Genomic DNA, 17,764 nt, shown 5'->3' on the forward strand with positions numbered 1-17,764 from the left:
GTGCCCCGCCACGTCATACGGCGGAGCCAACACGCGGGTGCTACCCCGGTATGAGGCGCGTTCCGGCCAGGACGGCGCTTCTCAGCCCGCACTCAGATTCGTTGGCTAGCCTGCCGCGCGGATTCCGGCCGGAATCCGGGCAGATTCCGGGCAGGGCCGGGCCCCGTCGGGGCCCCGGCCCGGGTCAGGTGCACACCGGGGCCCAGGGCCCCGGGGACGAGGAGGTGAGTCGTGGGGCGCGGTGCGTATGCGCTGGCACGGGTGGCGGTGGTCGTCAGGGCGACCGCGGGCCCGCTGTGGTGGGCGGGACTGGTGAGCGCGGGCGTCGGCATCCTGGTGCCGGGGCTCACCGGGCGCCGGATCGGGGTGACGGCGGGCGCGGCGCTGTTCCTGATCACGGCCGTCGTGGTCTTCGCGGCACGCCGCGGGCGCTACGAGGAACTGGCGCGCGGCGCGTCGCGGGCGGGCCGCTCCGTCTTCCTCCAGGACCGCGCCGTGACCCTGCGGAACCGGCGGCGGGCCGCCCGCCCGTGGCTGGCGCTCGCCTTCCTGGCCGCCGTCGGCTCCTCCTTCGCCGCGCCCGCCACCGCCGGGCTGGCGATGGCCGGGGCGGGCGCGGGGCTGTGGGCGAAGGCCCGCTGGCTGGGCGGGCTGGAGGCGCGGGCGGAGAGTCTGCTGTGGGTGCGGGCGGACGGCGCCCGGCGCGGCCCCGCCGGGCGGGACGTACGCGGCTACGAGACCACCGGGCTCTCCGCCGGTGACGCGGCACCGGGCGGTGCCCGCCGCCGGGTCCGGCGGGCGGCCTCCCGGACGGGCGTCAGCGCAGCGCGGTGAGGCCCGGGGCGAGCGTGCCGCCGCTCTCCTCGACGAGTTCGTCGAGCGACTGCGGGCGGCGGACGGGCACGAAGCGGACGTCCGGGCCGAAGCGGCGCCCGCCGCGCTCCCCGGGCCCGCCGCGCTCCCCGGGCCCGCCGCGCTCCCCGTGCCCCTCGGGGAAATCCTCCGTGCGACCTTCTGCGGACGCGTAGCCGTAAACCCCCGGGCGGGGCAGAGAGTTGTACGCGAAGTGGTTCGAGAAGTAGTACGCGCCGGTGTCCAGCAGCGCCACGTGGTCGCCCGGCTCCAGGAGCGGCAGCGGCCGGTCCACCGCGACCAGGTCGCCCGCGAAGCAGCACGGCCCGGCGACGTCCTGCGGCACCGGCTCGCCCTCCTTGGGCCGCCCCTCCGCGTCGAAGGCGGCCACGCGCAGCGGCCAGGCGGCGGGCGCGAACACCGTCCGCGCCGCGACCTGGGCGCCCGCGTGCGTCACCGCGATCCGCCGGCCGCCGGCCGACTTGGCGTACTCCACCCGGGCCAGCACCGTGCCGCTCTTGGCCAGCAGCGACCGGCCGAACTCCGTGACCAGGCCGTAGCGCCCGTCGAACAGGGCGGGTACGGTCACGTCGAGCAGCCGCGCGTAATCCCGGAAGCTCGGCGTCACCTCCTCGGAGGCGAAATTGACGGGCAGCCCGCCGCCGATGTCCAGGGTCCGCACCCGCTGCTCACCGACCGCCCGGTTGACCTCCTCGGCCAGCTCGTACGTGGTCCGCACCCCCTCGGCCATCAGCTCCGGCGGGCAGCCCTGCGAGCCGACGTGGGCGTGCATCCGGGTGAGCCAGGGCCGTTCCACGAAGGCGCGGACCAGCCACGCGCGCGCCCCCTCGTCCCGCAGCGCCACCCCGAACTTGGACGTCTCGGTGGCCGTGCTCATCGCCCCGATGCTGCCCGGGCCGAGCTGCGGGTTCACCCGTACGCCGAGCACGGAGGCGGTCGGCGCGGACCTTACGAGCGCGTCCAGGCGGGCCAGCTCCTGGCGGCTGTCGGCGTTGACCGCGACGCCGAGCGCGAGTGCCTCGCGCAGCTCCGCGTCCGTCTTCGCGGGGGAGTCCAGGACCGTGCGCCCCGGCCCCACCCCCGCGGCGCGCGCCAGCGCCAGCTCCCCGGGGCTCGCCACCTCGCAGCCCATCCCCTCGTCGGCGAGCAGTCGCAGCACGGGCACCAGCGACGCGGCCTTCACGGCGAAGGCGTGCAGCACCTCCGTGCCGGGCGCCGCGACCTCCTCGAACGCGGCCCGCAGCGCGGCGACGGCCTCGCGGATCCCCCGCACGTCCAGCAGCCCGGCCACGGGGTGCCGCGCGTCGACCAGGCCGTCCCGCACCGCCGCCCGGACGGCGGCCTCACGTCGCTCGCGCGCGCTCGCGCTCTCCGGACCCATGCGTCCACTCCACCACCCGGCGGGGCGCGGTGCCATGGGACGGGGCCGGTCCGTTCGTACGGACGGCGCCGGACCCCGCACACCTGTTGACTGGAGGTATTCACTGCCACAAGATGTGAAGTGTTCTATTCAGTGGTCTCTACGGAGCGCCAGGGAGGCAGGGCACCATGTCAGGACCGCGACCCGTCCGAGCACCGCGAGGTACCGAGCTGAGCACCTTGGGGTGGCAGCAGGAAGCCGCCCTGCGGATGCTGCAGAACAACCTCGACCCGGAGGTCGCCGAGCACCCGGACAAGCTGGTCGTCTACGGCGGCACGGGCAAGGCCGCCCGTGACTGGCGCTCGTTCGACGCCATGGTGCGCACCCTGCGGACGCTCAAGCAGGACGAGACGATGCTCGTCCAGTCCGGCCGCCCGGTCGGCGTGATGCAGACGCACGAATGGGCCCCGCGCGTCCTCATCGCCAACTCCAACCTGGTCGGCGACTGGGCCAACTGGGAGGAGTTCCGCCGCCTGGAGGCCCTCGGCCTCACCATGTACGGGCAGATGACGGCCGGTTCGTGGATCTACATCGGCACCCAGGGCATCCTCCAGGGCACCTACGAGACCTTCGCCGCCGTCGCGGCCAAGAAGTTCGGCGGCACCCTGGCCGGGACGATCACCCTCACGGCCGGCCTCGGTGGCATGGGCGGCGCCCAGCCCCTCGCCGTCACCATGAACGACGGCGTCGCGATCTGTATCGACTGCGACCCGCGCGCCATCGAGCGCCGCATCGAGCACCGCTACCTGGACGTGAAGGCCGACTCCCTCGACCACGCCCTCCAGCTGGCCGTGGAGGCGCGGGACGCGCGCCGCCCGCTCTCCATCGGCGTGCTGGGCAACGCCGCCGAGCTCCTCCCGCGGCTGCTCGCGATGAACGCCCCCGTCGACATCGTGACGGACCAGACCTCCGCCCACGACCCGCTGTCGTACCTCCCGGTCGGCGTCGACTTCGACGACATGGCCACGTACGCGGCCGAGAAGCCCGCCGACTTCACCACCCGGGCGCGCGAGTCCATGGCCCGGCACGTCGAGGCCATGGTCGGCTTCCAGGACGCGGGCGCCGAGGTCTTCGACTACGGCAACTCCATCCGCGGCGAGGCCCGGCTCGCGGGCTACACCCGCGCCTTCGACTTCCCCGGCTTCGTCCCCGCCTACATCCGCCCCCTCTTCTGCGAGGGCAAGGGCCCCTTCCGCTGGGCGGCCCTCTCCGGCGACGCGGCGGACATCCACAAGACCGACAAGGCGATGCTCGAACTCTTCCCCGAGAACGAGTCCCTCGCGCGCTGGATCAAGATGGCCGGGGAGCGGGTCCACTTCCAGGGCCTGCCCGCCCGCATCTGCTGGCTCGGCTACGGCGAGCGCGACAAGGCGGGCGAGCGCTTCAACGAGATGGTCGCCGACGGCACCCTCGCCGCGCCGCTGGCCATCGGCCGCGACCACCTCGACTGCGGCTCGGTGGCCTCGCCCTACCGCGAGACCGAGGCCATGCTCGACGGCTCCGACGCGATCGCCGACTGGCCGCTGCTGAACGCCATGGTCAACGTCGCCTCCGGCGCCTCCTGGGTCTCCCTCCACCACGGCGGCGGCGTCGGCATGGGCCGCTCCATCCACGCGGGCCAGGTCACGGTCGCCGACGGCACGAAGCTCGCGGGCGAGAAGATCCGCCGGGTGCTGACGAACGACCCGGGGATGGGTGTGATCCGGCACGTCGACGCGGGGTACGACATCGCGGAGTCGGTGGCGGAGGACAAGGGCGTGCGCGTCCCGATGCGGGAGGACTCGTGAGCGACGTCGCGGGCAATCGTGCCGCGGGGCGGCACGGGTGGGCGCGACCGGCCCACCGGCCCGCACCGGAAGCGGGTGCCCCCGGTGGGGCCGACCGTACGTCGCCGGGTGCGGGTGGGGTTGTGCCCACCACCGGTGGCGCCTCGTTCCACGAGATGTGGCGTGACCTCCTCCCCCTCGGCCGCGACCGGGAAAGCGGCGGATACCGCCGCTACGCCTGGACCCCCGCCGACACCGACTGCCGTGAATGGTTCAAGGCGCAGGCCGAGACCCGCGGGCTCACCTACGAGCTCGACCGCAACGGCAACCAGTGGGCCTGGCTCGGCGACCCCACCGCCGGCGACGCCGTCGTCACCGGCTCGCACCTGGACTCCGTCCCGGACGGCGGCGCCTTCGACGGCCCGCTCGGCGTCGTGTCGTCCTTCGCCGCGCTGGACGAGCTGCGCTCGCGCGGCGCGAAGCCGGGCCGCCCCCTCGCCGTCGTCAACTTCGGCGACGAGGAGGGCGCCCGCTTCGGGCTGGCCTGCGTGGGCTCCCGGCTGGCCGCCGGACAGCTCACCCTCGACAAGGCCCGGGAGCTGCGCGACGCCGACGGCGTCACCCTGCCGCAGGCGATGGAGCGCGCCGGGTACGACCCGGAGGCCATCGGGGCCGACCCCGAGCGGCTGGCCCGGATCGGCGCCTTCGTCGAACTGCACGTCGAACAGGGCCGGGCCCTGGACCTCTCCGGCGACCGGGTGGGCATCGCCTCCGCCATCTGGCCGCACGGCCGCTGGCGGTTCGACTTCCACGGCGAGGCCAACCACGCGGGCACCACCCGTATCGACGACCGCCGCGACCCCATGCTCACCTACGCCAACACCGTCCTCGCCGCCCGGAAGAAGGCCCGGCTCGCCGGTGCCCTCGCCACCTTCGGCAAGATCAGCGTCGAGCCGAACGGGGTCAACGCCATCCCGTCCCTGGTCCGCGGCTGGCTGGACTCCCGCGCCGCCGACCAGGACACCCTCGACCTGGTGATCGCCGAGATCGAGAAGGCGGCCGTCGAGCGCGGCGAGCGCGACGGCGTCGACGTCCGGATCACCCGGGAGTCGTTCACCCCCGTCGTCGAATTCGAACACGCACTGCGCGACGAGCTCGGCCGGATCCTGGGCGGGAACGTCCCCGTCCTCGGCACGGGCGCGGGACACGACGCCGGAATCCTCTCCGGGACCGTCCCGACCGCCATGCTGTTCGTACGCAACCCCACGGGCGTCTCGCACTCACCCGCCGAGACGGCGGACGAGGACGACTGCCTGGCCGGGGTGACCGCACTCGCCGACGTACTGGAGGGCCTGGCGTGTCGCTGACGGCACAGACTTACTGGGCGGAGCACGCCTGGCTCGACAACGGGGTCGAGCGGGGCGTGGTCGTCAAAACGGGCACGGACGGCCGGATCGCGTCCGTCCGCAAGGGGGTGAAGAAGCCGCCGACGGGCTCCGTGACCCTGCGCGGCCTCACACTCCCGGGGCTGGCCAACGCCCATTCGCACGCGTTCCACCGCGCCCTGCGGGGCACCGTGCAGCAGGGCGAGGGGACCTTCTGGACCTGGCGCGACCTCATGTACGGCGTCGCCGACCGGCTCACCCCCGACACCTACTACGCGCTGGCCCGCGCGGTGTACGCCGAGATGGCCCTCGCCGGCATCACCGCCGTCGGTGAGTTCCACTACCTCCACCACGCCCCCGGCGGCGGCGCCTACGACAACCCCAACGCCATGGGCGAGGCCCTGATCGCCGCGGCCGCCGAGGCGGGCATCCGCATCACCCTCCTCGACACCTGCTACCTCTCCTCCGGCTTCGGCGCGCCGCCCAGCCGGCACCAGCTCCGCTTCAGCGACACCACCGCCGAGCGGTGGGCCGAGCGGGCCGCCGGGCTCAAGGGCGACGACAACACCCGGATCGGCGCGGCCGTCCACTCCGTACGGGCCGTGCCCGTCGATCAGCTGGCCACCGTCGCCGCCTGGGCCGACGAGCGCGAGGCGCCGCTGCACGTCCACCTCTCGGAGCAGACCGCCGAGAACGACGCCTGCGTCGAGGCCCACGGCTTCACCCCCACCACCCTCCTGGCCGACCACGGTGTGCTCGGCCCCCGCACCACCGCCGTCCACGCCACCCACCTCACCCCCGGGGACATCCGCCTCCTGGGCCACTCCGGCACCGGTGTGTGCATGTGCCCCACCACCGAGCGGGACCTCGCCGACGGCATCGGCCCGGCGCCCAAGCTGCAGAGCGCGGGCTCGCCGCTCTCCCTCGGCAGCGACAGCCACGCCGTCATCGACATCCTCGAAGAGGCGCGCGCGATGGAGCTCGACGAGCGGCTGCACACCCGTACGCGCGGCCACTGGACCGCGTCCCAGCTGCTGCGCGCCGCCACCGCGGACGGCCACGCCGCTCTCGGCTGGCACGACGCGGGCGGCATCCGGGCGGGCGCGCTCGCGGACCTCACCACGATCGCGCTGGACACGGTGCGCACGGCGGGCCCGCCGCCGGAGCTCGCCGTCGAGACGGCCGTGTTCGCGGCGACCAACGCGGACGTCCGGGACACCGTCGTCGGCGGCCGGCACATCGTGCGCGAAGGAACCCACCAGCTCGTGCCCGAGGTGGGGCAGGCGCTGGCCGAGGCCGTCGCGGACCTGCGCGCCTGAGCCCCAGGAAGCCACCGAGAAACCCGAAGGAGCACCGACCGCCCATGGCGACCACGGTCATCACCAACATCAGCAGTCTCGTCACCAACGACCCGTCCCTCGGTGCGGGCCCCCTCGGCCTGATCGAGGACGCGGCGGTCGTCGTCGACGGTGACCGCGTCGCCTGGGTCGGTACGGTCGGTGGAGCACCCGCCGCCGACGAACGCGTCGACGCCGGGGGCCGGGCCGTGCTCCCCGGCTTCGTCGACTCCCACTCGCACCTGGTCTTCGCGGGCGACCGCACCGCCGAGTTCAACGCCCGGATGTCCGGCAGGAGCTACAGCGCCGGCGGCATCCGTGTCACCGTCGCCGCCACCCGCGCCGCGAGCGACGAGGAGCTGGCGGCCAACCTCCGCCGCTATCTGCGCGAGGCGCTGCGCCAGGGCACCACCACCCTGGAGACCAAGTCCGGCTACGGCCTCACCGTCGAGCAGGAGGCGCGCGCCCTGCGCATCGCCGCCGCCCAGACCGACGAGGTCACCTACCTCGGCGCCCACATCGTCCCGCCCGACCACGCCGACGACCCGGCTGGCTACGTCGACCTCGTCACCGGCCCGATGCTGGACGCCTGCGCCCCGCACGCCCGCTGGATCGACGTCTTCTGCGAGAAGGGCGCCTTCGACGGCGACCAGGCCCGTACGATCCTCACCGCGGGCGCCGCCCGGGGCCTCGTCCCCCGCGTCCACGCCAATCAGCTGTCCTACGGGCCCGGCGTCCAGCTCGCCGTCGAGCTCGGCGCCGCCTCCGCCGACCACTGCACCCACCTCACCGACGCCGACGTCGACGCCCTCGCGAGCGGTGACACCGTGGCCACCCTCCTGCCGGGCGCGGAGTTCTCCACCCGCGCCCAGTGGCCGAACGCCCGCCGCCTCCTCGACGCGGGTGCCACCGTCGCGCTCTCCACGGACTGCAACCCCGGCTCGTCCTTCACCAGTTCGATGCCGTTCTGCGTCGCCCTGGCCGTCCGTGACATGGGGATGACCCCCGACGAGGCCGTGTGGGCCGCCACGGCGGGCGGCGCGGCGGCCCTGCGCCGTACCGACATCGGCCGGCTCTCCCCGGGGGCCCGGGCCGACCTCGCCCTGCTCGACGCCCCCAGCCACGTCCACCTCGCCTACCGCCCGGGGGTCCCCCTGGTCTCGGCGGTGTGGCGGCGCGGCGTCCGCGAGCTCTGACGGCGCCCGGGAGCCTCAGTGCGACGGCGTGACCGGTTCCAGCGCCACCAGGGGAGTCGTCCGTCCCGCCCGGAGCGCCCGTTCGCGGAAGTCCGCGAAGGCCGGATCGACCGCGATCTGACGGGCCCACAGCGCGTCGTGCTCGGCCTCGTCCACGAGCCGGGCTCGTACGGCACGGCGTTCCGCGCCGACCTCCACGATCGCCTCGGGCGAGGCCGTCAGATTGTGGAACCAGGCCGGGGCGGTCGGCGACCCGCCGTTCGACGCGAAGACCACGAGCCGGCCCGCGCCGTCCTCCAGATGGACGAGGGGAGTGGTGCGCGGCAGCCCGCTGCGGGCCCCGAGGGTGGTGAGGAGCAGCAGCTTCACCCCGGCGAACCGCCCTCCCACCCGGCCGGCGTTGGCCCGGAACTCCTCGATGACGCGGAGGTTGAAGGGGTTGCCGCCGGCAGAGGGGGCAGCGGGAGCGGTGGGAGCGGCGGAAGGGGAATCGGCCGTGGCGGCCGCGGTGTTCGTCATGACCGCAACGCTAAATTCTCACACCCGTGTGAGATTCAAGAGGATGTGGGGCGGGTCATATGAAGATCGGTGAACTGGCGCTGACCACCGGGGTGAGCGTCCGGCTGCTGCGCTACTACGAGGAACAGGGCCTGCTCGCCTCGCACCGCCTGCCCAGCGGCCACCGGCGTTACGCGGCGGACGCGCCGGAGACCGTACGCCGTATCCGGGTGCTGCTCGCGGCCGGGCTGCCCACGCGTGTCATCCGCGACGTCCTGCCGTGCGTGCGGGGCGCGGAGGCGACGGCCTTCGACCCGTGCGTGGCCACGTACCTGCGCGAGCACCTCGACGGTCTCGACGCGCGCATCGCGGACCTCCAGGGCGCGCGGACGTCGCTGGCGGGTCTGCTCGCGGCGACGGAGGGGGCGGCGGCGTGACCGCCACGCGCTTCCCGTCGCGACACGGGAATGCCGGGAACGCCGCGGACGCGCGGAGCGCCGCACGGAATCCCGTGCGGCGCTCCGCGTATCCGGCGGGGAAACGCGGCGGTCATTCCTCGGCGGTCAGTCCCCTCCGCAGCCGGATCAGGGTGCGGGACAGCAGCCGGGACACGTGCATCTGGGAGATGCCCAGTTCCTCGCCGATCTCCGACTGGGTCATGTTCGCCACGAAGCGCAAGGAGAGGATCTTCCGGTCCCGCTGCGGGAGTTCGGCGATCATCGGCTTGAGGGATTCGACGTACTCGATGCCTTCGAGGCCGTGGTCCTCGTAGCCGATGCGGGCGGTGAGGGCGCCCTCCGTGTCGTCCTCGTCCGGCTGGGCGTCCAGGGAGCTCGCGGTGTACGCGTTGCTCGCGGCCATGCCCTCGAGGACCTCGTCCTCGGAGATGCCGAGGCGCTCGGCCAGTTCGCCGGCCGTGGGGGAGCGGTCCAGTCGCTGGGCCAGCTCGTCGCGGGCCTTGGCCAGCTCGATGCGGAGCTCCTGGAGGCGCCTCGGGACGCGCACCGACCAACTGGTGTCGCGGAAGAAGCGCTTGATCTCACCGATGATGGTCGGCATCGCGAAGGTCGGGAATTCGACGCCCCGGCTGAGCTCGAAGCGGTCGATGGCCTTGATGAGGCCGATCGTGCCGACCTGGACGATGTCCTCCATCGGCTCGCTGCGGGTGCGGAAGCGGGAGGCCGCGAACTTCACCAGCGCCAGGTTCAGTTCGACCAGGGTGTTGCGTACGTACGCGTATTCGTGGGTGCCCTCTTCGAGCTCCATGAGCCGCGCGAAGAGCGTCTTGGACAACGCCCGGGCGTCGACCGGTCCCACCTCGTCGTACGGCGGGATGTCGGGGAGCCCGCAGTTCTCGGGCTCTATCTGCTCGGGTGGGGTTGTCGACGAGGCGGTCTCCCGAGAAAATTCGGTGCGCGGTTCGTCGAGCCGGGGTGACATGGTCTCCTCCATCATTCTCGGCATAAGGCCGCCGATGCCATGACTTCTTGCTGCGGTTCGCGGCGCCTCCAAAGCCGTCCGTGGTGGATGTCCTCTACTAGCCCTACCTGGCTTGCACACTGGATAGCAAGTGAGTCTTGTCCTCTTATATGGGTAAATAACGGATGTTCGGCTACCGGACGTCGTAGCGAAGGCGTAGTGTTTTCCCCGCCCACGCAGGCCCACGAGAAAGGACGCGCATGGACCGCGAAATGGTCGGCAGTGCGAGCAAGGGCCGGCTGAATGTTGAGGTCCGGCGCCATGGCGAGAGCGCCGTCGTGACGCCGGCGGGTGAGCTCGATCACCACACGGCCGATCTGCTCCGCGAATCGCTGGACGGATGTGTGGCGCAGGGCCTGTCCCGGGTGGTCGTCGACTGCTCGAAGCTGGAGTTCTGCGACTCCACCGGGCTCAATGTGCTCCTCGGCGCCCGCCTCACCGCGGAGGCCGCCGGTGGCGCCGTCCACCTCGCGGCCATGCAGCCCGTCGTCGCCCGGGTGTTCGAGATCACCGGCGCCGAAGCCGTCTTCACCGTGCACGACACGCTCGACGCCGCGCTCACCGAGTAGCCGCCGAGTGACCACGGCCGCACCGCCCCGTCACCTGTGTCACGCACGCGTTGCCTGCGTCACAGTGTCGCACCGAAGAAGTGGGTGTTCCCCTCGTTCGGTCGGGCAGGAGTCTGCTGAATCTGTTCAATGTGCCAGGTGACCATCATTTCTCAATCGGTGAATCGGTGAGGTGAAGCGCTGATGAGCACCACCCGGCCGTACCCGCCGCCGGGCGAGCCCGGTCCGGAGGCGGAAGGCGCCGCCTCGCCCGTCACCCCACCGCCGGCCGGGCAGGTCCGCCGCCTGCGCCTGGTCGGGGTGAGCGGCGCCGTGCCCCGGTCCCGGGACTTCGCCCGCCAGGCGCTCCAGGACTGGGGCTGGCTGCCGGCCGCCACCGCCGATCACCGGGCCGCCGCCGAGGACGTCCTGCTGGTCGTCTCCGAGCTGGTCACCAACGCCTGCCTGCACGCCGACGGTCCCGAGGAGCTCCGGGTGAGCTGCGCGGGCAAGGTGCTGCGGCTGGAGGTCGTCGACCTCGGCGCGGGCCAGCCCGCCCCCCGGACCCCGCACCGCGCGGGACGGCCGGGCGGCCACGGCATGTTCATCGTGCAGCGCCTCTGCCTCGACTGGGGGGTCGTGCGCCACGACGGCCGCCCCGGCAAGACCGTCTGGGCGGAGCTCGCCGCTCCCGCCTGACCCCGTCTCCGCCGTACCCCGGAACGCGCCGCCGGATTGTCCACGGCGGCGCGTTCCGTGTCTTCCCTCCACAAGGTCCCCGGCGTACTGTCGGCGCCCGATCTGATGTGTCGTCAGTGAATTTCGGCTACGGCACCGGACGAGAGGGGAACCCGAGGTGTCCCACTTACCACGCCGCAGCGCGCGCCGTACGGCCGCGACGGCGGCCGCCGCCGCCCTGGCCGGCGGGACGATTCTGCTGTTCGCCCCGGCCGCGCACGCCGTCACGGTCGACGTGAACTACCAGTGCAAGACCCCGATCGGGGACCGCAGCGCCGTCTCGCCCATCGACATCAAGGCGACTCCCGGCGGCGACACGTACAAGCTCACCATGTCCTTCGAGAAGGGCGTCTCCTCCAGCCCCGTCGAACTCGGCAAGGGCGCGATGCAGCCGAGCGCCCTGATCAAGCTCGGCGGCGCGGAGTCCGGCACGGTCGCGGTGACGGGTCCCCCGAACGCGGACAAGATACCCGCCAATACGCCCATCAAGATCGGTGACCTGTCGGGCACGTACACCCCCAAGAAGGCCGGCTCCGTCACCTTCACCGCGGGTGTCCTCACCATCAAGGCGCTCGGCACGACGACCACGTGCACGCCCTCGAACAACCCGAAGCCCTCGCTGACCCTCGACGTCAAGCTGCCCGGAGGCTCGTCCTCGGGCGGTTCCGGGACGGGCGGGTCCACGACCGGTGGTTCCGACACGGGTGGAGCGACGACGGGCGGGTCGACGGGCGGCTCCACGGGCGGGTCGGGCGGCAGCACGACCGGAGGTTCCGGTTCCAGCAGCGGCGGCCAGTTGCCGCAGACCGGGCCCATGGATTCCGCGGTGGCGTTGGGGACGCTGGGCGGCACGGTCCTGTTGGCGGGGGTCGCCGGCACGCTCTGGCTCACGCGCCGGAAGCGGGCGGCGGGTTAGGGGGTGCGGCGGGCCTGTTCCCCAGCCCCGCCCCTTCCCGATACCGGGGAGGTCCCCGGGCCCCCGGTTCCGTGCTGCCGCGCGGTGGCCTCAATCGCCGGCCGGGCTTGATCTCGTCCCGCCGGAGGTCCGCTCCCCGTGTGCCGGGATCCGCTTCCCCGGTTCCACGGGCGGGCTTTCCTTCGCGGTTCCGGGCAACGAATCAGCCCGTCCGGGGGCACCCCCAGCGGTAGCCGGGGAGCTTGAGGACCGGGGTCCGGGGCGGAGCCCCGCCACGCGGCGGAGCCGCACATCGGATGCAGCGGGAAGGGGCGGGGTGGGGAACAGGCCCGCCGCAGGCGCCCCCCCCGCCCCCCGCCCTCGCCCCGCCGTACGCGCACGTACAGGGAGCCGCCCATGACGACCCGCCCCCGCCTCGCCCTGAGCGCCCTCACCGCCACCGCGGTCCTGCTCACCGCCGCCCCCGCCGCCGTCGCCGACCCCCCGCCCTGGACCGCCGCGCCCGCCACGAACGGCGAGGGCGGCGAGGGCGGCAAGAGCACCCCCGCCCGTACGGCGTTCTATCTGGAGGGCGGGCCGGGCGCGGTCCTGGAGGACAGGCTCTCCGTGGCCAACCCCGCGGATCAGCCCCGCTCCCTGGAGCTGCGGGGCTCCGGCCCCTGGGTCGCCCTGGCCGCGAAGCGGGTGCGGGTGCCGCCCCGCACCCGCGCGGACGTCCCCTTCACCGTGACCGTCCCGAGCGGCGCCCGGCCCGGCGAGCACCCCGCCGCGCTCGTCGTGACCGGCGGCGGCAAGGAGGTACGGGTCCCGCTCGCCCTGCGTGTCACCGGCGGGCCCGCGCTGGCCGCGCTCGCGGTCGAGGACGTCCGCGTGGAGAAGGCCGGTACAGGCGCGGTCATCCGGTACTCCCTGGTCAACCGCGGCAACACCGCGCTCGCCCCGACCCTGGTCATCCGCGCCGACGGCCTCTTCGGCACCGTCCTGCGCCGTGCCGCGAGCGGCGTACCCGCCGGACTGCCGCCCGGCGGCAGGGTGCGGCTGGCCGAGCCGTGGCCCGGCGCGCCGCGCCTGGACCGGGTCGACGTCCGGGTCACCGCGACGGCCCCCGGCGGCGCGCACGCCTCCGCCACGGGAGCCTGGACGCCCCTGCCGTGGGCGCTGCCGGCCCTGGGCGGGTTCGCCCTCGCCCTGGTGGCCGCCGCCGGACTGTTCGTACGCCGCCGCCGGCGCGCCCGCCGCCCGGCCCGGCGGCGACCCCCGGAGGCCACCACGGAGAACGCTCCCGGGGAGCCCGCCGCGCGCCCCGTCGCCGGGACCCGGCCATGACGGGCCCGGTCCGCCGCCGCCCCGGCCGCGCGTGGGTCCTTCTGCTCGTGGCCTTGCTCGCGAGGGGAGCCCGCAGCCGGGGCCCCGGCCGCGCGTGGGTCCTTCCGCTCGCAGCTCCGCGCACGAGGGGAGCCCGCCGCGTGGCCCGTAGTCACGACCGGGGCGTGAAGGCCCCCGTCCGCCCGTGCCTCGGCGGTCTGCGGCTCGTCCTCCTCGTGGCCCTGCTCGCGAGGGGAACCCGCCGCGCGGCCCGCCGCCGGGACCCGGGCCCGGGCCCCGGCCGCCCGCGTCCCTGCCGCGCGCCGGCCCTTCTCCTCGTGGCCCTGCTCGCGGCCGCGCCGCTGGTCCCGCTGCCCGCCGGCCGGGCCGCCGCCGACGGCTCGGTCCTCACCCCGGCCGTCACCCTCGACCGTAAGGAGGCCGGCAAGGGTGGCAGCCTCACTGTGAGCGGCACCGGATGGCGGCCGGGAACGCTGCTCACCCTGCTCGTCTGCGGCCAGAACATGATCGGTGGCACCAACGCCTGCGCCAACGCGGACGGCCGGACCGTCACCACGGGCACGGGCGGCGCCTTCCGTACGGACATCCCCGTCACCGCACCGCCCAAGCCCTGCCCGTGCGTGGTGCACGTGGCGACCGTGACCGGCGAGGCGGCGGCCGTGGACGCCCCGTTCGCCGTCGCGGGCCATCCGGTCGCCCCGCTGCCCCGGCGGACCGGCGGGGAGCGCCTCGGCGTCCTCGGGGCGCGGCTGGAGGGGTCGAGCGGGATCCTCACCTGGTTCGGGGCGCCGCCCAGGCGGCGGCTCGTCCTTACGGTGGGCAATCTCGGCACCACCGCGGCCGAGAACCCCGTCTTCCGGGTCGGCACGTCGCACGGGGTGCTCGCCCCCACGTGGGAGGAGCGGCGGTGGCGCGGAACGGTCCCGGCCGGGCGGCGGGCGAAGGTCGCGCTGGACGTGGAGCTGGCGGCGGGCGCGTACGGCGACTACCTGGTGTCGCTGAAGTACGGCGACAAACTGCTCGTCGAAGAGCCCTGGGACGTGAGCCGGCCGTGGGGCGTGACGCTCTTCTGGATCCTGCTGGGAGTGGTGGTGCCCGCGGGGCTGTTCCGGGCGGGCATGGCGGTCGTGGACCGGCTGCGGCCCGGAGAGGTCGGTGCGCGCGGTAAGGCGGCCTCCAAGGCCCGTAAGGCCCGTAAGGCCGGCGCGACGGGTGAAGCGGGCAGGGCGCCTGAAGCCCGAAAGGCCCGCAAAGCCGGTCTGGCCGCGAAGAGCCGTAAAGCGCGCAACGCCCGTAAAGCCCGTAAGGCGGCCTCTGGGGCGCCCGAGGGCATCAAGCCCTCACCGGCGGCCCCGGGCGGCTCCGAGCCGCCTTCCAGCGCCTCCTCGGCGGCCTCCCCGCCCCGCCCCCTCCCGTGGTTCGCCCCGGGCACGGCGCCCGGCCGCCCGCCGGGGCCTCCGGCACCCCCGGCGTGAGCGCGCCGGACCGGCCCCGGACGCGAAGGTGCCCCCGGCGCGTCATCGCGCCGGGGGCACCCTCACTGTTCAGCGGTCCGCGTCAGCGGACGTCGCCCATCAGGGCCTCGATCTTCTTGCGGTACATCCACACCGCGAAGGCGGCGAGGACCGCGGCGGTGGCCTGGCCGAGGATCACGCCGATGCCGTTGAGGTCGAGGCCGCCGACCTCGCGCAGCAGGGTCGTGGTGCAGTTGCCCGCGGTGACCGCGAGGAACCAGACGCCCATCATCTGGCTGGCGTACTTCACCGGCGCCATCTTGGTGGTGAGCGACAGGCCGACCGGGGAGAGGCAGAGCTCACCGATGGTCTGGATCATGTAGATCATCACCAGCCACATGGGGCCGGCCTTCGAGCCTTCCGAGGCCGACGACATCGGGATGGCGAAGATGAAGAACGACAGACCGATGAGGACCATGGCGACCGCGAACTTCGTCGTGGAGCTCGGCTCGCTGCCGCGGCGGGCCAGCCACAGCCACAGCCAGGCGATGACCGGGGCGATGGTCATGATCCAGATCGGGTTGATCGACTGGAACAGCGTGGACGGGATCTGCCAGCCGAAGATGGTGTCCGAGGTCCGCTTCTCGGCGAAGGTCGACAGCGTCGAACCCGCCTGCTCGAAGATCATCCAGAACACGGCGGCGGCGACGAAGAACCAGATGTAGCCGGTGACCTTGGTCTGCTCTTCCGAGGTCAGGTCCTTGTCACGCTTGATGCGGATCAGGACCGCGGCCGGGATGGCCATGCCGAGCAGGGCGAGCGGGATGGTGGCCCACTTCTGCGTGAAGTGGCCGGTGCCCCCGACGACGCCGTAGAAGACGGCGGCGATGCCGAGCCACAGCAGGCCCTTCATCAGGAGGGACTTGCGCTCGTCCGCCGGCAGCGGCTTCGGGACGACGCTGCTCTCCGGGCTCAGCAGGCGGGTGCCCAGCAGGAAGGTGACCAGGCCGAGGCCCATGCCGATCGCGGCGATCGCGAAGCCCAGGTGCCAGCTGACCGTCTGGCCGACGGTGCCGATGACGAGCGGCGCGAGGCCGGCGCCGAGGTTGACACCGATGTAGAAGATCGTGAAGCCACCGTTGCGGCGCGGGTCCTGCGGGCCGTCGTAGAGGTGGCCCACCATCGTGGAGATGTTGGACTTCAGCAGGCCGGAGCCGATCGCCACCAGCGCGAGACCGACGAAGAAGGACGGCTTGCCGGGGATGGCCAGGCACAGGTGACCGGCCATGATGACGCTCGCCGCGATGGCGACCGTCTTGCGCGGGCCCCAGATCCGGTCGCCGAACCAGCCGCCGGGCAGGGCGAGCAGGTAGACCATGCCCACGTAGACGCCGTAGATGGCGACCGAGCCGGCCTCGGGCATCGCCAGACCGCCGCCCTGACTGCCGGGCTTCGCGTCCGGGCCACCCGCGATCAGGTAGAGGACGAGGAGGGCGCGCATGCCGTAATAGCTGAAGCGCTCCCACATCTCCGTCAGGAAGAGGGGGGCCAGGCCGAGGGGGTGGCCGAAGAAGGTCCTGCCGCCGGCGCCCGGAGAGGTCTTCTCCTGCTCGGCGGTGCCCTTCGTCAGGCTGGACGCCATGGTCGATCCTTGTGTGCTCGGGACGCGCGGTGGAGCTGCTGCGCGCCCGGGTGGGGGTTGGCCGGCACCGGACACGCACCGTCCGCCCCCTACGCCCCAGGGGTTCGGCCCTTGTGAGGGCCGGCAGGTCGGCGGTGCACCGGGATCCATGCCCACCGCGCATCTTCGCGCGGCGGACCCGGCCGCCAGGTCATTCACTGTGAAACAAGGCTGGGGGTCCAGCCCCGCGCACAACAGAGACCTTCGGTGCGAAAACCTGCCGAAGGTCCCTCGGTGGTGCTACAGACTTCCGGTAACCATACGTCACACCTGGCCCGAAAAAGGAAGGAGTTGAGACATGGATCACAGCCCGATGCGGAACCATTCACACCCTTTCGGGGGTCGGTTCAGCCGAGGTGAAGTGTTGGTCCCGGTGGCGCCGACTGCACCTCTGACGTGGGCCCGAGCGGACTACCATCACCCCATGACCCGTGTACTGCTCGCCGAGGATGACGCGTCCATCTCGGAGCCTCTCGCGCGCGCGCTGCGCCGCGAAGGCTATGAGGTGGAGGTCCGCGAAGACGGCCCCGCGGCACTCGATGCCGGCCTCAAGGGCGGGGTGGACCTGCTCGTCCTCGACCTCGGGCTGCCCGGAATGGACGGCCTGGAGGTCTGCCGACGGCTGCGCACCGAGGGCCACGGCTTCCCGGTGCTGGTCCTCACCGCCCGTGCCGACGAGGTGGACACCGTCGTGGGCCTGGACGCCGGCGCCGACGACTACGTGACCAAGCCCTTCCGGCTCGCCGAGCTCCTGGCCCGGGTCCGGGCCCTGCTGCGGCGCGGCGCCGTCGAGTCCCACCAGCAGCCGGCCGCGACCCACGGCGTGCGCATCGACGTCGAGTCCCACCGCGCCTGGATGGGCGAGGAGGAACTCCAGCTCACCGCGAAGGAATTCGACCTGCTCCGGGTGCTCGTCCGGGACGCGGGCCGGGTCGTCACGCGTGACCAGCTGATGCGCGAGGTCTGGGACACCACCTGGTGGTCCTCCACCAAGACCCTCGACATGCACATCTCCTGGCTCCGTAAGAAGCTCGGGGACGACGCCGGGAACCCGCGCTACATCGCCACCGTCCGCGGCGTCGGATTCCGCTTCGAGAAGAGCTGAGCCGACGCAGCGGCCCGCCCGGGCTGCTCCTCGTACCACCGC

Annotated in this window: 16 protein-coding genes; 12 read left to right on the plus strand and 4 right to left on the minus strand. The window is 73.5% G+C overall.

Going from position 1 to position 17,764, the window contains the following annotated elements:
* The first annotated feature begins 231 nt into the window (after positions 1 to 231).
* Positions 232 to 834 carry a hypothetical protein gene (locus tag LUZ64_RS18800; RefSeq protein ID WP_095581582.1) on the plus strand — a complete coding sequence of 201 codons (603 nt, stop codon included), beginning with the start codon at positions 232 to 234 and terminating at the stop codon, positions 832 to 834.
* On the opposite strand, the gene LUZ64_RS18805 is transcribed toward LUZ64_RS18800, so the two are convergent.
* The gene (locus LUZ64_RS18805; RefSeq protein ID WP_095581583.1) at positions 818 to 2,254 is read right to left on the minus strand and encodes a type III PLP-dependent enzyme domain-containing protein; all 1,437 of its coding nucleotides are present in this window, start codon (positions 2,252 to 2,254) and stop codon (positions 818 to 820) included. The two genes, LUZ64_RS18800 and LUZ64_RS18805, sit on opposite strands and share 17 nt — an antisense overlap.
* Positions 2,255 to 2,421: 167 nt before the next feature.
* On the opposite strand from LUZ64_RS18805, the gene hutU reads away from it, so the two are divergent.
* The 4 genes from hutU (at position 2,422) to hutI (ending at position 7,977) form a co-directional block, all read left to right on the plus strand.
* Positions 2,422 to 4,080 (plus strand): urocanate hydratase, encoded by a 1,659-nt coding sequence (gene hutU, locus LUZ64_RS18810; RefSeq protein ID WP_095581584.1) that lies wholly within the window; start codon positions 2,422 to 2,424, stop codon positions 4,078 to 4,080.
* A gap of 155 nt (positions 4,081 to 4,235) precedes the next feature.
* Positions 4,236 to 5,426 (plus strand): allantoate amidohydrolase, encoded by a 1,191-nt coding sequence (locus LUZ64_RS18815; RefSeq protein WP_095581593.1) that lies wholly within the window; start codon positions 4,236 to 4,238, stop codon positions 5,424 to 5,426.
* Complete coding sequence (locus LUZ64_RS18820) at positions 5,423 to 6,763, plus strand: formimidoylglutamate deiminase (protein ID WP_095581594.1); 1,341 nt, start codon at positions 5,423 to 5,425, stop codon at positions 6,761 to 6,763. Before LUZ64_RS18815 ends, LUZ64_RS18820 begins: the two co-directional genes overlap by 4 nt.
* 44 nt (positions 6,764 to 6,807) lie before the next feature.
* Complete coding sequence (gene hutI, locus LUZ64_RS18825; protein WP_095581585.1) at positions 6,808 to 7,977, plus strand: imidazolonepropionase; 1,170 nt, start codon at positions 6,808 to 6,810, stop codon at positions 7,975 to 7,977.
* Between the two features lie 15 nt (positions 7,978 to 7,992).
* On the opposite strand, the gene LUZ64_RS18830 is transcribed toward hutI, so the two are convergent.
* The gene (locus tag LUZ64_RS18830) at positions 7,993 to 8,496 is read right to left on the minus strand and encodes a nitroreductase/quinone reductase family protein (RefSeq protein ID WP_095581586.1); all 504 of its coding nucleotides are present in this window, start codon (positions 8,494 to 8,496) and stop codon (positions 7,993 to 7,995) included.
* Between the two features lie 59 nt (positions 8,497 to 8,555).
* Between LUZ64_RS18830 and LUZ64_RS18835 the strand changes: the two genes are divergently transcribed.
* The gene (locus tag LUZ64_RS18835) at positions 8,556 to 8,912 is read left to right on the plus strand and encodes a MerR family transcriptional regulator (protein WP_095581587.1); all 357 of its coding nucleotides are present in this window, start codon (positions 8,556 to 8,558) and stop codon (positions 8,910 to 8,912) included.
* Between the two features lie 112 nt (positions 8,913 to 9,024).
* Here LUZ64_RS18835 and LUZ64_RS18840 read toward each other — a convergent pair whose 3' ends face one another.
* Positions 9,025 to 9,915, minus strand: a complete 891-nt coding sequence (locus tag LUZ64_RS18840; protein ID WP_095581588.1) for an RNA polymerase sigma factor SigF — start codon at positions 9,913 to 9,915, stop codon at positions 9,025 to 9,027.
* 239 nt (positions 9,916 to 10,154) lie between these two features.
* Between LUZ64_RS18840 and LUZ64_RS18845 the strand changes: the two genes are divergently transcribed.
* The 5 genes from LUZ64_RS18845 to LUZ64_RS18865 all read left to right on the plus strand — a co-directional run bounded on the left by LUZ64_RS18845 (position 10,155) and on the right by LUZ64_RS18865 (position 14,957).
* Complete coding sequence (locus LUZ64_RS18845) at positions 10,155 to 10,523, plus strand: STAS domain-containing protein (protein WP_095581589.1); 369 nt, start codon at positions 10,155 to 10,157, stop codon at positions 10,521 to 10,523.
* 183 nt (positions 10,524 to 10,706) lie between these two features.
* Positions 10,707 to 11,201, plus strand: coding sequence for an ATP-binding protein (locus tag LUZ64_RS18850; protein ID WP_095581590.1), 495 nt, complete (start codon positions 10,707 to 10,709; stop codon positions 11,199 to 11,201).
* A 157-nt stretch (positions 11,202 to 11,358) separates the two neighbouring features.
* On the plus strand, positions 11,359 to 12,156 hold the full coding sequence (locus tag LUZ64_RS18855) for an LPXTG cell wall anchor domain-containing protein (protein ID WP_095581591.1): 798 nt from the start codon (positions 11,359 to 11,361) through the stop codon (positions 12,154 to 12,156).
* Between the two features lie 396 nt (positions 12,157 to 12,552).
* Entirely contained in the window at positions 12,553 to 13,482 is a 930-nt protein-coding gene (locus tag LUZ64_RS18860; RefSeq protein ID WP_232390155.1) for a COG1470 family protein, read from the plus strand.
* A 221-nt stretch (positions 13,483 to 13,703) separates the two neighbouring features.
* Complete coding sequence (locus tag LUZ64_RS18865) at positions 13,704 to 14,957, plus strand: hypothetical protein (protein WP_372472003.1); 1,254 nt, start codon at positions 13,704 to 13,706, stop codon at positions 14,955 to 14,957.
* Between the two features lie 82 nt (positions 14,958 to 15,039).
* On the opposite strand, the gene LUZ64_RS18870 is transcribed toward LUZ64_RS18865, so the two are convergent.
* A complete protein-coding gene (locus tag LUZ64_RS18870) occupies positions 15,040 to 16,578 on the minus strand; it encodes a peptide MFS transporter (RefSeq protein ID WP_095582881.1) in 1,539 nt (512 codons plus the stop codon).
* A 463-nt stretch (positions 16,579 to 17,041) separates the two neighbouring features.
* Between LUZ64_RS18870 and LUZ64_RS18875 the strand changes: the two genes are divergently transcribed.
* The gene (locus LUZ64_RS18875; protein ID WP_087927846.1) at positions 17,042 to 17,722 is read left to right on the plus strand and encodes a response regulator transcription factor; all 681 of its coding nucleotides are present in this window, start codon (positions 17,042 to 17,044) and stop codon (positions 17,720 to 17,722) included.
* Positions 17,723 to 17,764: the final 42 nt, after the last annotated feature.

This window comes from Streptomyces albireticuli, from assembly GCF_021228125.1.
In the GTDB taxonomy this organism is placed as follows: domain Bacteria; phylum Actinomycetota; class Actinomycetes; order Streptomycetales; family Streptomycetaceae; genus Streptomyces; species Streptomyces albireticuli.

Bases quoted from the DNA above. Each gene is read 5' to 3' on its own strand.
- LUZ64_RS18805 (WP_095581583.1), bottom strand. From the start codon at position 2,254: ATGGGTCCGGAGAGCGCGAGCGCGCGCGAGCGACGTGAGGCCGCCGTC.
- hutU (WP_095581584.1), top strand. From the start codon at position 2,422: ATGTCAGGACCGCGACCCGTCCGAGCACCGCGAGGTACCGAGCTGAGC.
- LUZ64_RS18815 (WP_095581593.1), top strand. From the start codon at position 4,236: ATGTGGCGTGACCTCCTCCCCCTCGGCCGCGACCGGGAAAGCGGCGGA.
- hutI (WP_095581585.1), top strand. From the start codon at position 6,808: ATGGCGACCACGGTCATCACCAACATCAGCAGTCTCGTCACCAACGAC.
- LUZ64_RS18830 (WP_095581586.1), bottom strand. From the start codon at position 8,496: ATGACGAACACCGCGGCCGCCACGGCCGATTCCCCTTCCGCCGCTCCC.
- LUZ64_RS18835 (WP_095581587.1), top strand. From the start codon at position 8,556: ATGAAGATCGGTGAACTGGCGCTGACCACCGGGGTGAGCGTCCGGCTG.
- LUZ64_RS18840 (WP_095581588.1), bottom strand. From the start codon at position 9,915: ATGTCACCCCGGCTCGACGAACCGCGCACCGAATTTTCTCGGGAGACC.
- LUZ64_RS18845 (WP_095581589.1), top strand. From the start codon at position 10,155: ATGGACCGCGAAATGGTCGGCAGTGCGAGCAAGGGCCGGCTGAATGTT.
- LUZ64_RS18850 (WP_095581590.1), top strand. From the start codon at position 10,707: ATGAGCACCACCCGGCCGTACCCGCCGCCGGGCGAGCCCGGTCCGGAG.
- LUZ64_RS18860 (WP_232390155.1), top strand. From the start codon at position 12,553: ATGACGACCCGCCCCCGCCTCGCCCTGAGCGCCCTCACCGCCACCGCG.
- LUZ64_RS18870 (WP_095582881.1), bottom strand. From the start codon at position 16,578: ATGGCGTCCAGCCTGACGAAGGGCACCGCCGAGCAGGAGAAGACCTCT.
- LUZ64_RS18875 (WP_087927846.1), top strand. From the start codon at position 17,042: ATGACCCGTGTACTGCTCGCCGAGGATGACGCGTCCATCTCGGAGCCT.